Origin of the sequence: Brevibacterium aurantiacum, from assembly GCF_007558825.1 — a bacterium.
Taxonomy (GTDB): domain Bacteria; phylum Actinomycetota; class Actinomycetes; order Actinomycetales; family Brevibacteriaceae; genus Brevibacterium; species Brevibacterium aurantiacum_A.
On sequence record NZ_VLTK01000002.1, the window covers coordinates 320,944 to 334,505 of the forward strand.

Genomic DNA, 13,562 nt, shown 5'->3' on the forward strand with positions numbered 1-13,562 from the left:
AGATTTCTCCCATGGGACTGCTGACCGAATTCGGCGAACTCTTCCTGCCCCGCCGGTGTGCCGGCTGCGGGCGGGAGGATGTTTCCCTGTGCACGGCCTGCCTGAGTCTGCTCGGCGGCATCCCGCGTGCCATGGAACCGAGATACGGTCAGATTCCCGTCGTGGGAGTCTCAGAATACAGCTCGCAGATTTCTCATATGGTGGTCAGCTTCAAAGACAACGGCCGCCGCGACATTCTCGACCCTCTTGCCCTGGCGCTTGCGCGTTCCGTCACAGCAGCCTTGGAGTTGGCTCATCATCCGGGAGGTCGGGTCAGACTCTTTCCCGCGCCGAGCTCCCCGCGGGCACGGAGACGCCGAGGCGGTTCCCACACCGCTGTCCTGGCTCGCCGTGCGGGAGAACTCGTGCCCGAACTGTCGTTGGAGGTGGTCGACGTCCTTCTCACCAGACGCCATCACGATCAGGTCGGTTTGGGAGCCCACGCCAGGGAGCGCAACGTGGCGAAGTCGCAGTATCTCAACCCGGCGATTCTGCCTTCGATGTTGTCTGGAGAGGGCGGCGAGACCGCGCTGGAATCCGGTATCGATCTTCTCGTCGATGACTTCGCGACGACCGGAGCAACTCTGGCAGAAAGCGCAAGGGTATTAGCATCGGTGCAGATCAGACCCGCTGCAGGAGCCGTTCTCGGTCTCGGCCGCGGGGGCACTCGATTTGTCTCTCCCTTTACTGTATAACGGGGGATACCCATCCAAGGGAATGGGATCGGATGAATCCGAAGAACGAGTCGCTAAGGACGCATCATGGACATTGTTGTCAACGGACGTCAACTGACCATCTCCGACAGCTTTCGCGCCCACATTGAGGACAAGATCGCGAAGGTCGAGCAGCTTGCCCCCCGAGCTCAACGAGTCGAGGTACACGTCGCTCATGAGAAGAACTCCCGTCAGCCGGAGACGAGCGAGCGAGTAGAGCTCACGGTCGTTGCGAAGGGCCCGGCCATCCGTGCGGAGGCCATGGCGAGCGACAAATATGCAGCATTGGATCTGGCTTGGGCGAAGCTCGTCGAGCGATTACGGCGCGCCAGAGACCGCAACAAGGTTCCTCGAGCCGGTCACCACCGAAAGGAATCCACAGCCGAGGCCCTGGCTAAGATGCCCGTCGCCGAGTCTCTGGTTCCCGACGAGGGTCAGGCGATCGACGCGAACGAATCCGCGAACAACGATCAGACCAACGGCCGCATCAAGGCCGAAGGCGACTCACCCGTGGTTCTGCGTGAGAAGACATTCAACGGCGCTCCCATCGGCATCGAAGAGGCGCTCAACCGCATGGAGCTCGTCGGACACGACTTCTATCTGTTCATCGACGAGGATTCGAGCAAACCGTCCGTCGTCTACCGTCGCAAGGGGTGGAGCTACGGTGTGATCACTCTCGATCACGAACTGCAGGGCGTCGCCGACTGACCTGAACTGAGCAGTGCTGACCTGGACACTCGAACAGCACGATCGCCGAGGTGGGAATCCCCACCTCGGCGATCTGCGTCTGCGGTCGAATCCGGTCTCAGGCTCGAACACCCTCGCGGCCCCAGGTGACAAGGCGCCAGAGCTTCTCCAGCGGTCCCTGTCCGACAAAGCGCAGCCACAGCGCCGAGACGAGGATCTGGATGACCATGATGCCGACGCAGACGAGCACGCCTGCCAGATATCCGCCATGGTCATCGAATTGAGCCAGGTCGGGTTCAACAGCCTTGACGGCGAGGATGAGCAGTGTGGCTCCGATGTAGTTGCTCAGCGCCATGCGACCCAGCGGTGCGAAGAGCGGCCGCAGAAGCGCCTCGGCCGGGGTGAGCATGAGGAGCATGACGATGACGACGAGGCCCAGGGCCATGGTGATGCCCAGTCCGGCCGTAATCCACAGGTGCAGTTGGCGGGTGTAGAAGTCGGTGAGGAGGAAGCCGAGGACGGAGATGCTCGCGCTCAGCGCACCGATCAGGGCGAGCCGAACCGGATGACGCAGTGCACTGCGGACCATGTCGGTGTACCCGATGGAAAATCCCAGTAAGAACAGGCCCGGGATGATGACGAGTCCTCCACCGGACCACACGCCTGCGGCCAGGAGCAGCGCTCCGCCGACAGAGGTCGACACGGCGAGAGCCCGGGCGGGTATCCAGGTCGAGGGAAGCAGTATGACGATCGCCGCGATCGCATACGGCAGCAGGGCTTCACCGGGCTGCAGGACCATGTGGCCGGCACCGAGAAGTCCGAGGAACAGGAATCGGCGCAGCAGCGCCAGCCTGGGTCGGGGGCTGCGGGCTGTGGCGGAGTTCCACATGATGCCGAAGCCGACGCCGAAGAGGATGGAGAAGATCGGGAAGAACCGGTTCTGTACGAAGTCCTGCTCGACAGCGCGGATGCTCTCGACTGCGCCGGATTCGTCGAGAGCGCCGAGACCGAAGATCGGCGGGAGATTGACGATCATGATCCCGCACAGGGCGAGTCCGCGCAGTACGTCGAGAGTCGCAATTCGGGCCCTGCCTGCAGGACGGTGCGTGGCGGTGGCAGGGGCGCCGACGTCGATGGCGGTGCCGGCGTCGGCGTCGGTGACGGCGGATGTGGGCGCGGACGATGGTTGGTCGCTGGTATCTGAACTCATGACTTCCATCCTGGTCGAGGCCCGGAGCGGCCCGCATCGGCACAATGGCCGGAAGTGTGAGCAGGGGTCAGCCGTTCGGCCGATTCATCACGCCCGACTCCCACATCCGAGCGGCGATTTCGACCCGATTGCGGGCCGCGAGACGAGTCTGAATATTGCCCAGGTGGCTCTTCACGGTGCCCAACGAGATGTAGAGCTCGGCACAGATCTCCTGATTGGTCCGTCCCCGCGCCACAAGGCGAGCGACATCGTTCTCCCGCTCGCTGAGCCCGGCAACACGGTTCTCACCGGTTCTGCCCTTCTGGGAGCGGCGGCTGAGCAGATCCAAGGTCAGTGACGGTGAGATCAGGGCGTCACCGTTCGCGGCAGCTTTGACTGCGGCCAACAGCAGGTCGGGCCCGGCGTCCTTGAGGAGGAATCCGCTGGCACCGCCTTTCAGAGCTGCGTCGACGTAGTCGTCATCGTCGAAGGTCGTGACCATGATGACCTTGGAGATCGGTGTCAGGCGCGGCAGTGCCGCAAGACCGTCGAGCGTGGGCATGCGGATGTCGAGGAGGATGACGTCGGGACGTTCGCGCTTGGCCAGCTCGATGGCATCGACCCCGTCAGAGGCCTGCCCGACCACCGTGATCGACTCATCCGCGTCGAGGATGAGTGAGAATCCCATCCGCACCATTTCCTGATCGTCGACCAGCGCCACTGAAATCACGTTCGTCCTCCGTCGCCTCGTGTCGGACTCATCCCTGAACTCTCGAGGTCAAGGGTATCCGAGTCTCGAGCACCCAACCCCCGTCCTGGCTGGGCCCGGCGAACAGATCCCCGCCGAGGTGGTCGACCCGTGCGGCCAGACCGCGCAGGCCGGTGCCGCTGCCGGAACCGATCCCTCCGGAACCGGGACCATTGCCCACAGTGAGGACGATGTCATGACCGGAGCGGTCCCCGGGCCTCGCCGAGGCTGTGGTGAAGACGCGGACCATGATCGGCACCTCGGCTCCCGCATGCCGACGGATGTTTGTCAGCGCTTCGGAGAGCACACGGTCGAGCACGGGCCAGATGGCGGAGGGCACCGCCTCGGTGTCGGTGCCGTCGATGTCGATGCTCAGGTCCTGGGCACCGGCAAAGCCCTTGGCCCGGTCGAGGAGGGCCTGGATGTTGGAGGCGACGGGAGCTCGGGGGCCGGAGTCGATCGAGTCGGTCGCGGTGTTTGAGACCAATGACCGGATCTCATCCAGTGCTCGTGTCCCGGACTCCTCGATCTTGCCCAGAGCGGTCTTGAGGATTCGGGGATCCTCACTGCGGGCCGCCGCTTGGGAGAGGACGACGATACCGGTCACCTCGTGGGCGACCAGATCGTGGAGTTCGGTGGCCATTCGACGTCGTTCCGCCTCGGCGGCGGTGGCATGGCGTTCGATGAGAGAACGATCGATCATGCGCAGAAGCAGGCCCAGGGACAGGCTGACCACGATCACGGTGGAGGCACCGAAGGCGAAGGTGAGCCCGTCGCCCCAGCCCATCAGGCCGGGTTCGATGACATTGCCAACGGACAGCAGGATGAGCAGCAGCAGCTGTGTGCGGGTGGCGAACCATCGAGCGAGCATCACCACCGTCACCAGACTCAGCCACATCACGGTCAGGCTCAGAGTTGATGCGAAGGCGACAGGGACGAGGGCGAGGAGCAGGAGGAGGGCGGCCAGAGACAGCAGACCGAGGGGCGGGACCCGGCCCTCGGTGGAGCGGGACTGGGTGAGTACCAGGATGGGCAGAACCGTGGCCAACGCGAACAGGTTGGCGATGACGAGCGGCCAGCCCGAACCGGTGAGCAGTTCGAGCAGGAACGTCAGGGGCAGGGGAAGAAGCCACAGCCACGTGATCACAGTCTTCATCGCTTCCCAGTCTAGTCAGGCCCGGTGCTCACCCTGCGGCTCATCCTGCAGCGCGGCAGTCGGGGGAGGCGTATTCGAGTTCGACGACGACGCCGGAGTCCGTGACCGCAGAACCCTTGACCGTGACGTCCTGATCCAACTCGATCTGACCGGCGCGGTGATCATCGGCGAACAGCTGCAGTCGGTCGTCGGCAGAGTCGGCGGAGAAGATGACCTTGGAACCGTTGATCATCGCGGCCTCTGTGAACGACCCGTCAGGCCGTTCGATCGGATCGACATCACCGTCCGGGTGGTCGAAGGTGACAAACCGTGACAGGCGGTCCGCGCGACCCTGACTGAGCTGGTGGACGAGCAGCTGGTCCTTGTTCGTTCCGGCCTGCAGCCTGAGATCGACATAGCTGAGGTCGGCGGAGTCGCGCATGGCGTGGAGGATATAGGGCCTGCCATGGACATCGATCGCTGTGGCGTCGGTCCCGCAGGCGTCGAGGAAGCCCTCAACCTGTGCTTCGAGGGCGAGCTTCGACTGGTGTTCCCAGACGAAGAGTGCGCCGATGGAGGCGGCGATGAGGCAGAGCGCCGAGGCGAGTGCGATGAGGGCTTTCTTCATGGTGGGTGTTTGTTCCTTCTGTGGGCAGTTGCGGTGACAGTGACGATCCTTCCGGCCTGGGACGGATCCGGCTTCGGCCGAACGGCTGATCCTTCTCAGCCGGATGGACGGATCACCGAGCTGTGTCAGTGCGGTGATCTACTGTGGGTCCATGCAGAAGATGACACTGTCGGCAGCACGCAGGACGGCGATCGCTGCGACCGGCCTTGACAGGCAGCGCCCGGCTCAGGTGACTGCTCGGCACTTGAAGTCGACGTTCGCGAGGATGGGACTGACCCAGATCGACTCGGTCTCCCGCGTGGTGCGTTCGCACTATCTGCCCTACTATTCGCGACTCGGACCGTATCCGCGTGAGACCCTCGACCGGCTCTTCTACTCAGCACCCCGCATGGGCGTCGAATACTGGGCCCACGCAGCGGCCTTCGTCCCGCCGGAGACCTACCGTCATTTCGAACGCACCAGAGCCGAGTGGTGGCGCAACGACTACGGCCAACGGCATCCCGACAACGGCCCTGATTTCCGGGCACTGCAGCGATCGGTCCTCGACGCGCTGGAGTCGGGACCGAAGACTGCACGAGGGGTCGCGGACCTCGTCGACCATGAGATCCCCGAACGCAACCGCGATCATTGGGGTTGGAACCCCAGCCAGGTCAAGATGGCACTCGAAGCGCTGTTCGCCGGTGGCATCATCAATGCCGCGGGCCGCAATGATCACTTCGAACGCGTCTACGCCCTGCCGCGCGACGTCAGTCAGGAGCTGCCGGCGCCTGAACTCTCCTACGGTCCCGCTGGCGGCCCTGAGGTCGGCCTCGATCCCGAAGCCGAACGACCTCGCGGAATCTCAGGCACTGCCAACAACGTGCTCGAGCTGACCCGGATTGCGGCCCGGGCGCTGGGCATCGCCCGCCCGGACTGCCTGGCAGACTACTTCCGGCAGGCGCGCGCGGCCACCGATGAGGCGATCAGGTCGCTGCTGGCCTCCGGTGAACTCGTCGAAGTCGACGTTGAGGGGACTCGGGCACTGAAGTGGCATACGGCGAGGACTCCTCGCTCCGTCTCGGCCAGAGCGCTTCTGGCTCCCTTCGACCCGCTCGTCTTCTACCGGCCGCGGATCGAATGGCTCTTCGGCTTCCACTACCGGATCGAGATCTACACTCCCGCCAAAGACCGGGTGCACGGGTACTACGTGCTGCCGTTCCTCCTCGGCGAACGTCTCGTCGGTCGAGTCGACCTGCACCGGGACCAGGCAGCCAACACGCTTCGGGCGCTGAAGGTGACGTGGGAGCCGGGCGAAGAGCACGAGGAGGAACTGGCACTGGAGCTGCGTGAAATGGCGAAGTGGCTCGGATTGGGGGCTGTGGATATGAGCGGTACTCACCTGCCATTAAGCTAGGGAATATAGAGTCGTTCGAGTTGTTGTCAGGCATTCATGCCGATTAGGAGAAAAGTGGCTAATTTCCTCGAGAAGCTTCTGCGCACCGGTGAGGGACGCACGCTGAAGAAGCTCCGCCAGTACACGGATGCGATCAACGCGCTGTCCGAGGAGTTCAGCGAGATGTCAGATGCTGAGCTGCGGGAGGAAACAGATCGTTTCAAGAAGCGCTATCAGGACGGGGAGACCCTCGATTCGCTGCTTCCCGAAGCCTTCGCCGCCGTCCGCGAGGCCGCGGGACGCACACTGGGCATGCGCCACTTCGACGTCCAGCTGATGGGCGGGGCGGCACTGCACCTGGGCAACATCGCTGAGATGAAGACCGGTGAAGGCAAGACGCTGGTCGCGACTGCGCCGGCCTACCTCAATGCACTCACCGGCGGTTCCGTGCACATCATCACGGTCAATGACTACCTGGCCACCTATCAGTCGGAGCTGATGGGCCGCGTGTTCCGGTTCCTGGGGATGGAGACCGGCTGCATTCAGGCCAACATGTCCTCAGACAATCGTCGCAAACAGTATGCCGCGGACATCACCTACGGTACGAACAACGAATTCGGCTTCGACTACCTGCGCGACAACATGGCCTGGTCTGCCGATGAACTTGTGCAGCGCGGGCACGCATTCGCGATCGTCGACGAGGTCGACTCGATCCTCATCGATGAGGCTCGTACCCCGCTCATCATCTCCGGCCCGGCAGAAGGCGATGGCAACCGCTGGTACGAAGAGTTCGCCAAGGTCGTCAAACGGCTCAAAACCGACCGTGACTACGAAGTCGATGAGAAGAAGCGCACCGTCGGTGTGCTCGAGCCCGGCATCGAACGAGTCGAAGACTATCTGGGCATCGGCAATCTCTACGACGCAGAGAACACACCGCTGATCAGCTTCCTCAACAATGCGATCCGCGCGAAGGAACTCTTCAAGAAGGACAAAGACTATGTGATCCTCGACGGTGAAGTCCTCATCGTCGACGAACATACCGGTCGTGTGCTCAAGGGCCGTCGCTACAACGAGGGTCTGCACCAGGCCATCGAGGCCAAAGAGAACGTCAAGGTCCAGGCCGAGAACCAGACCCTGGCGACGATCACCCTGCAGAACTTCTTCCGTCTCTACGAAAAGCTCTCAGGCATGACCGGTACAGCAGAGACCGAGGCCGCGGAATTCATGTCGACCTACAAACTCGGCGTGGTCCCGATTCCGACGAACAAGCCGATGCAGCGCGTCGACCAGTCGGATCTCGTGTACAAGAACGAGGTTGCGAAGTTCGATGCCGTCGTCGATGACATCGCTGCGCGCCACGAGACCGGGCAGCCGGTCCTCGTCGGCACCACCAGCGTGGAGAAGAGCGAATACCTCTCCAAACATCTGAAGAAGCGCGGCATCCGCCACGAGGTCCTCAACGCGAAGAACCACGCAGGTGAAGCTTCCATCATCGCCATGGCGGGTCGGAAGAATGCCGTGACTGTCGCAACGAACATGGCCGGTCGCGGTACCGACATCATGCTCGGTGGCAACGCCGAATTCCTGGCTGTGACCGAGATGGAGGAGCGGGGCCTTGACCCCCAGGAGAACGAAGAGCAGTACGAGGCCGAATGGCAGGACGTGCTCAAGGCAGCGGAGAAGCGAGTCAAGACCGAGGCCAAAGAGGTCGTCGAATCCGGTGGTCTGTACGTCCTCGGCACCGAGCGTCACGAATCCAGGCGCATCGACAACCAGCTGCGTGGACGTTCGGGACGCCAGGGCGACCCCGGTGAGAGCCGCTTCTACCTGTCTCTGACCGATGACCTGATGCGGCTATTCGGCTCCGGTGCTGCCGAGCGGATCATGGCCACCGCCAATGTTCCCGACGATGTTCCGCTGGAATCCAAGATGGTGTCAAGGGCGATTCTCTCGGCACAGTCGCAGATCGAACAGCGCAATGCCGAACAGCGTAAGAACGTCCTCAAATACGATGACGTGCTCAACCGTCAGCGCACGGTGATCTACGATGAGCGGCGTCGGGTCCTAGACGGGGCAGATTTGGAAGATCACGTCGCGACGTTCCGTGAGGAAGTCATCGACGCCTATGTGGCAGAGGCAACCACCGGTCCGGTCGAGGACTGGAAGGTGGGCGAACTCTTCGAGGCGCTGGGCAAAATCTATGAGCCGTCCATCACCGAAGAGGACCTGGCCGAAGAAGTCGGGGGAATCGGCAACCTGACGAAGAACCGCCTCAACAGGGAGATCCAGTCGGACATCGGGGTGTTCTACGAACAGCGTGAAGAGGCTCTGGGCGAAGAGGCCACTCGTGAACTCGAACGACGGGTCGTGCTCTCAGTCATCGATAAGCGGTGGCGCGAACACCTCTACGAGATGGACTACCTGAAGAACGGCATCGGTCTGCGAGCCATGGCGCAGAAGGATCCGCTGGTGGAATATCAGCGCGAAGGCTTCGACATGTTCAAAACCATGCAGGATGGGATCAGGGAGGACGTCGTCCGCCTCACCAATACCCTCGAGGTGACCGTGAACCGTGTCGAGGACGATTCTGACGACGATTCCGAGGTTGAGGTCGACGCGGCTGAACTGCGTCACACCACACCCAAGATGCAGCTGTCCGCCCCATCTGAGGCTGGTTCGACCTCGTTGTCCGAGTCTGAGGACGAAGAGGTCGGGACCGCGGCCGATCAGCCGGCCAACCGTGCAGAACGTCGTGCGATGAAGAAGGCGAAGAGCTGACCAGTCTCTGACGGCGGCTTCACATTGTCTGCAGTGCCGTCATCGTCCACCGGGTGGTGAGCAGTTCCAAGCGAATTGCCACCGCCCGGAATCGGTTCTGGGTGCGAACCACGACGGTGACTTCAGCGATGACACTGGTGACCCTGCAGACTCGGGCGTTGCCTGCCTGCAGGGTGCGTGTCGCGCCCAGGTCTCCGAATGGTCTGGTCGGTGCCACCTCTGCACGCAGCTGGGCGCGCTGGTCGATCTTCTCCAGCAGCGTCCGGTCGACCCAGCGAGAGATGGAATCGCTGCGACGTATGCCGGCGAAGATCTCCAGGCACGCCACCGCCAACGATGTCGCAGTGGCGGCGATGCGGCCCTCATCACTGTCATCTGCGGCCTTGTTCTGCTGTGCAGCAGGGGCGGTCGCATTGGTGTTCGGTACGCCGCTGCTCAGCGGCGTTGATGCCACCCGAGGACGTGAAAGCACCAGTGGGGCACTCATGGCTGAATCTCCAATCGTTGGCCGGGCATGATGAGGTTCGGGTTCGCACCGATCACGTCGCGGTTGGCTGAGTAGATGTCGTCGACGAAGCCTTGGGTAGTGCCGCCGGAAGATGGATGATCGGCTGCGATCGACCACAGGCTTTCGCCGGGGCCGACGATATAGATGCCAGGGTCCTCATCATGATCGTCAGGGGCATCGTCGTCCTCATCATGATCGTCAGGGGCATCGTCGACGGGATGGTCGATGCCCTGGCCCCGGTCATTGTCGCCGTCGGCCGGATCGGCGGCTTGGGCCGAACCGGCGTCCTTGGGCGGTCGATTCAGCGGTGGCGAAGGCGCGGGTTCAGCAGCAGGAGATGTCGGTTCAGCGGTCGGCGGGGTGGTCGGCCAACCAGGATCAGGTAGGGGATCGTCGGGCAGCTCGGTCGGCCAGCCGGGATCGAGCGTGGCACTCGCCGATCCAGCGGGCGCAGCGTGAACTTCGTTCATGAGCGTACTCGTCGGCGGGTGAGAGGCCTGGGCCGCGTTGACAGCCAGGCTTGCTGAAGCTGCGGCGAGAACGCTTGAGCGCAGTAACGTCGGCACGATGCGCACGACAGACCGTGTGACGATTGTTCTCATGCGCCCGTTGGGCAGCAGCCTGATCAGGAGCGTCAGAAGAGAGACCACTCCGAGGCGGGAAGAGAGCACGGCAGCAGTGCCGACGACGATGATGACAACGAGATCAGTGGTGCTGCGAGGCGTCGGCAGGTGAACCCAGGTGGTGACGAACGCGCCGATCAGACACAGCCACGAGACGCTGCAAGCTATCAACAGATACATGAGAGACGTCCTTCATTGGTAACGTATCCCAATACTGCCGTTGGATGCCATTTGATGTCAATAGATCAAGATAACTACGAGACTGTAGTTCCGCTGATCGATGCAGAAGCTCTTGCTTGTCGCTCTTCGCTGCGGCAGGCTTCACATCATGGATGAACGGATCGACGCTCTTCTCGCGGATGTCGAAGCAATGCACGCGTCCCGGGAAGCCCATGCCAGAAGAGGTGAACTCGGTGATGAAATTGCCGCTCATGCCGCGCGGCATACTCTGCGCGAGCGACTGCGGGGTGCGATCGGCCAGCCAGTGCAGGTCGTCGTCGCCGCCCGGGAGATATCAGGGACAGCTGTCTTTCTCGGTCATGGGATCTTTGTGATCGCCGGCGCGGAGGCGAACATTGTGGCGATCGACTGGATACGAGAGATGCGCACTGGATCCAGAAGACACCGGTACGAATCCGGTCGCCTGGAGCGGTTGGGTATGGCGTCGGCTCTGAGGCGACTGGCCGCCGACCACGAGCAGATCTCCCTGGAGCTGGCGGGCGAGGGCGGAACTGTTCGGGGGCACAGTGACATGGTTGCCTCGGACTACGTCGAGATCTCCGGACGGATCATTCCGCACCGATCAATCGCTCTGGTGCGGGCCCGAGTCAACCCCTTCGCTTAGGCGTGGCTGATCGGAGGCGGTTGACGAGCCGATTGTTGATCGGGGAGTGGAGCAACCTGTCTTCGTTTCAGTCTTCGAGCGAACCGGTCTTGATCTCGTGCTCGGCGCGTTCGTACATCCGCTGGATGTACGCCTCGATCTCGGTCTTCTCCACGCGCCACTGTCCGCGCCCGCCTACCTTGATGGCACGAAGATCTCCGGTGCGGACCAGGGCGCGGGCTTGAGCGATCGAGACATTGAGCAGATCGGCCACATCGGTGAGCGGCAGAAAGCGATTTTCAACGACCATGAGGGCCCCTTCTCATTCCAGGTGACTGATTGCTTGGTGACAAATTTTGTCAAAACCATTGCTTTGACCTCATTTGATGTTCAATACTATCACTCAGAAACAGTTCCTGTCATGGGAAATTTTCCGAAGGTGGAGATGCAATGGAGCTCTCGAAACGAATTCGTCGGCCGAAGTGGACCGATGCCAGGCTGCTGGTCGGGGCAGTCCTAGTTGTCGTGGCCATCGTCGCGACCTATCTGCTCATCAGCGCGGCGAACGCCACCACCCGAGTGTGGGCCAGTGCGGTACCTCTTGTCCCAGGTCAGGTGGTCAGCGCTGATGACCTGACTGTCGCTGAGGTGAATCTGGCCGATATCGGAGACAAGTACCTCTCCGCGGATGCCGGGTTCCCGGACCATTCGAGTGTGCGGGCCGTGATCGCCGCCGGTGAGCTTCTGCCAGCCTCAGCCCTGGCCCCCATCGCCGAGCTCGAGGGCAGGATCGTGGCGATCGATGTCGCCGGGTCCGTCCCCACAGTCGTCGACACCGGCAGCCTGGTCGACGTCTGGGCCCAACCGTCATCTCAGGGACTCGATGATGAAGGCGTTGACCCGCAGCAGATCGTGACCTCGGCTCCGGTCTCGAACATCACCCGCGAGGTTGGCAGCTTCGGCGTCGGAGATGGTGCCAGGATCGAAGTCTTCGTCGCCAGTGCGGAGCTCGCCGATGTCCTCGGCGCACTCGACGGCAACAGCGTCCTCTCGGTCGTCGGCGCCCCCGCCGAAGTCAGGGCAGAGAGCGGTCAGTCATGACACAGGTGCTCCTGGCCGTGGACTTCGAGTTCGATCTGATCCTGTTCGAACTCCTCAGCGAGGTCGACGACGTCACCATCGTCGCTCGACCAGCAGATGACGTAGAACTTCTCGCGCTGTGCAGGACAGGCAGCGCCGACGTCGTCATCGTCGGTCAGTACTTCCCGGGATTGGATGCGCAGGTCATCTCTGCAATCCACGCAGCAGGAACCGCGGTGCTGGGATTCGGAAACGACACTGCGGCACTGGAGTCCCTCGGCATCGTCAGCAGCGTTCCGTCCTCCGCGGATGCTGAGACTGTGGCGCAGGCGATCGATGATACCCGCGATTCCACCGTCATCCCGCCCCGCCCACTCGCTCCGCCCGGATCGCTGAAAGGGCAGGGACACATCGTCACAGTATGGGGAACAGGTTCGTCTCCCGGTCGGACGCTGACGGCGGTCAACCTCGGCGATCATGGTGCCAGGCAAGGTCACCGCAGTGTCGTCGTCGACGCCGATACCGTGGCTGCGATGGTGGCCACGACTCTGGGGCTGACCGAAGAATCGGCGCATCTGGCCAACCTGTGCCGACTCGAGATGGAGAAGACCCCGCCTTTGGACATCTCTGCCGTTCCGCATGCTGCCGTGCGCGATGACTTCCATGCTGTCACCGGACTGACCAGGCCAGATAGGTGGCCAGAAGTTCGCGCATCGGTCCTGACAGCGGTGCTGTCCCGCCTGGCCAAGATGTTCGATCTTGTTGTCGTCGACGTCGCCGACCGGGTGGATCCCGACGATGACTTCGCCGATCCGTTCTACGACCGGCACTGCGCGACACGCGCCGCGCTGGAGGTCGCGGACACCGTGCTCGTCCTGGCCGCAGGCGATCCGATAGGTCTGCAGCGGCTCGTCAAACTGCTGGGTACCGAAAGGGTGGAGTCGCTGGGGTCCAAGATGCGCATCGGCATCACGAAGGTGCGCTCAGGGGCTGTAGGCCATCCGGCCGAGGTGCGGATCAGGGAAGTGCTCGCCAGGTTCGTTCGCCGAGACCCCGATTTCATCTTCAGCGACGACCGGGCAACAGCCGACGCCGCGATGCTGTCCGGGCACACCCTCCACGAGGAGAATCCGAAATCTGTGCTCAGCCAGGAGATCGCCGCCGCGGTGACTGAGCTGCTGCCGGCCCGGAAGCGCCCACGGAAGTCGGGTGCGGGGCGAGCGGCGAAGTCCCTTTAGG

The 13,562-nt window shown here is 62.7% G+C and carries 14 protein-coding genes; 7 read left to right on the forward strand and 7 right to left on the reverse strand.

Features of this window, described 5'->3' with window-relative positions:
- Nucleotides 1-11: 11 nt before the first annotated feature.
- Nucleotides 12-734 carry a ComF family protein gene (locus FO013_RS03850; protein WP_143921240.1) on the forward strand — a complete coding sequence of 241 codons (723 nt, stop codon included), beginning with the start codon at nucleotides 12-14 and terminating at the stop codon, nucleotides 732-734.
- A gap of 66 nt (nucleotides 735-800) precedes the next feature.
- Nucleotides 801-1,460 (forward strand): ribosome hibernation-promoting factor, HPF/YfiA family, encoded by a 660-nt coding sequence (hpf, locus tag FO013_RS03855; protein WP_143921241.1) that lies wholly within the window; start codon nucleotides 801-803, stop codon nucleotides 1,458-1,460.
- 97 nt (nucleotides 1,461-1,557) lie between these two features.
- Here hpf and FO013_RS03860 read toward each other — a convergent pair whose 3' ends face one another.
- From FO013_RS03860 to FO013_RS03875, 4 genes are all read right to left on the reverse strand, one after another.
- Entirely contained in the window at nucleotides 1,558-2,649 is a 1,092-nt protein-coding gene (locus FO013_RS03860) for a DUF418 domain-containing protein (RefSeq protein ID WP_143921242.1), read from the reverse strand.
- A 67-nt stretch (nucleotides 2,650-2,716) separates the two neighbouring features.
- On the reverse strand, nucleotides 2,717-3,358 hold the full coding sequence (locus tag FO013_RS03865) for a response regulator (RefSeq protein WP_222103575.1): 642 nt from the start codon (nucleotides 3,356-3,358) through the stop codon (nucleotides 2,717-2,719).
- Nucleotides 3,359-3,386: 28 nt separating this feature from the next.
- Nucleotides 3,387-4,532 carry a sensor histidine kinase gene (locus tag FO013_RS03870; protein ID WP_143921243.1) on the reverse strand — a complete coding sequence of 382 codons (1,146 nt, stop codon included), beginning with the start codon at nucleotides 4,530-4,532 and terminating at the stop codon, nucleotides 3,387-3,389.
- Nucleotides 4,533-4,572: 40 nt separating this feature from the next.
- Nucleotides 4,573-5,139, reverse strand: coding sequence for a hypothetical protein (locus tag FO013_RS03875; RefSeq protein WP_143921244.1), 567 nt, complete (start codon nucleotides 5,137-5,139; stop codon nucleotides 4,573-4,575).
- A 151-nt stretch (nucleotides 5,140-5,290) separates the two neighbouring features.
- On the opposite strand from FO013_RS03875, the gene FO013_RS03880 reads away from it, so the two are divergent.
- Nucleotides 5,291-6,532, forward strand: a complete 1,242-nt coding sequence (locus FO013_RS03880; RefSeq protein WP_143921245.1) for a winged helix-turn-helix domain-containing protein — start codon at nucleotides 5,291-5,293, stop codon at nucleotides 6,530-6,532.
- Nucleotides 6,533-6,586: 54 nt separating this feature from the next.
- Entirely contained in the window at nucleotides 6,587-9,289 is a 2,703-nt protein-coding gene (gene secA, locus FO013_RS03885) for a preprotein translocase subunit SecA (protein ID WP_143921246.1), read from the forward strand.
- Nucleotides 9,290-9,308: 19 nt separating this feature from the next.
- Here secA and FO013_RS03890 read toward each other — a convergent pair whose 3' ends face one another.
- Nucleotides 9,309-9,776, reverse strand: a complete 468-nt coding sequence (locus FO013_RS03890) for an Rv3235 family protein (RefSeq protein ID WP_143921247.1) — start codon at nucleotides 9,774-9,776, stop codon at nucleotides 9,309-9,311.
- Nucleotides 9,773-10,600, reverse strand: a complete 828-nt coding sequence (locus FO013_RS03895; RefSeq protein WP_143921248.1) for a LysM peptidoglycan-binding domain-containing protein — start codon at nucleotides 10,598-10,600, stop codon at nucleotides 9,773-9,775. The genes FO013_RS03890 and FO013_RS03895 overlap by 4 nt, the downstream gene beginning before the upstream one ends.
- 148 nt (nucleotides 10,601-10,748) lie before the next feature.
- Between FO013_RS03895 and FO013_RS03900 the strand changes: the two genes are divergently transcribed.
- Nucleotides 10,749-11,264, forward strand: coding sequence for a hypothetical protein (locus FO013_RS03900; RefSeq protein WP_143921249.1), 516 nt, complete (start codon nucleotides 10,749-10,751; stop codon nucleotides 11,262-11,264).
- A gap of 67 nt (nucleotides 11,265-11,331) precedes the next feature.
- Here the strand turns inward: FO013_RS03900 and FO013_RS03905 are convergent, their stop codons facing one another.
- Nucleotides 11,332-11,553, reverse strand: coding sequence for a helix-turn-helix domain-containing protein (locus FO013_RS03905; RefSeq protein WP_143921250.1), 222 nt, complete (start codon nucleotides 11,551-11,553; stop codon nucleotides 11,332-11,334).
- Between the two features lie 140 nt (nucleotides 11,554-11,693).
- Between FO013_RS03905 and FO013_RS03910 the strand changes: the two genes are divergently transcribed.
- Together FO013_RS03910 and FO013_RS03915 are read left to right on the forward strand one after the other, a co-directional pair.
- Nucleotides 11,694-12,344, forward strand: a complete 651-nt coding sequence (locus tag FO013_RS03910; protein WP_143921251.1) for a flagella basal body P-ring formation protein FlgA — start codon at nucleotides 11,694-11,696, stop codon at nucleotides 12,342-12,344.
- Nucleotides 12,341-13,561 carry a CpaE/TadZ family protein gene (locus FO013_RS03915; protein ID WP_143921252.1) on the forward strand — a complete coding sequence of 407 codons (1,221 nt, stop codon included), beginning with the start codon at nucleotides 12,341-12,343 and terminating at the stop codon, nucleotides 13,559-13,561. Before FO013_RS03910 ends, FO013_RS03915 begins: the two co-directional genes overlap by 4 nt.
- Nucleotide 13,562 lies beyond the last annotated feature (1 nt).

Coding starts and splice junctions, on each gene's coding strand:
- FO013_RS03850 (WP_143921240.1), top strand. CDS start 12: ATGGGACTGCTGACCGAATTCGGCGAACTCTTCCTGCCCCGCCGGTGT.
- hpf (WP_143921241.1), top strand. CDS start 801: ATGGACATTGTTGTCAACGGACGTCAACTGACCATCTCCGACAGCTTT.
- FO013_RS03860 (WP_143921242.1), bottom strand. CDS start 2,649: ATGAGTTCAGATACCAGCGACCAACCATCGTCCGCGCCCACATCCGCC.
- FO013_RS03870 (WP_143921243.1), bottom strand. CDS start 4,532: ATGAAGACTGTGATCACGTGGCTGTGGCTTCTTCCCCTGCCCCTGACG.
- FO013_RS03875 (WP_143921244.1), bottom strand. CDS start 5,139: ATGAAGAAAGCCCTCATCGCACTCGCCTCGGCGCTCTGCCTCATCGCC.
- FO013_RS03880 (WP_143921245.1), top strand. CDS start 5,291: ATGCAGAAGATGACACTGTCGGCAGCACGCAGGACGGCGATCGCTGCG.
- FO013_RS03890 (WP_143921247.1), bottom strand. CDS start 9,776: ATGAGTGCCCCACTGGTGCTTTCACGTCCTCGGGTGGCATCAACGCCG.
- FO013_RS03895 (WP_143921248.1), bottom strand. CDS start 10,600: ATGTATCTGTTGATAGCTTGCAGCGTCTCGTGGCTGTGTCTGATCGGC.
- FO013_RS03900 (WP_143921249.1), top strand. CDS start 10,749: ATGGATGAACGGATCGACGCTCTTCTCGCGGATGTCGAAGCAATGCAC.
- FO013_RS03905 (WP_143921250.1), bottom strand. CDS start 11,553: ATGGTCGTTGAAAATCGCTTTCTGCCGCTCACCGATGTGGCCGATCTG.
- FO013_RS03910 (WP_143921251.1), top strand. CDS start 11,694: ATGGAGCTCTCGAAACGAATTCGTCGGCCGAAGTGGACCGATGCCAGG.
- FO013_RS03915 (WP_143921252.1), top strand. CDS start 12,341: ATGACACAGGTGCTCCTGGCCGTGGACTTCGAGTTCGATCTGATCCTG.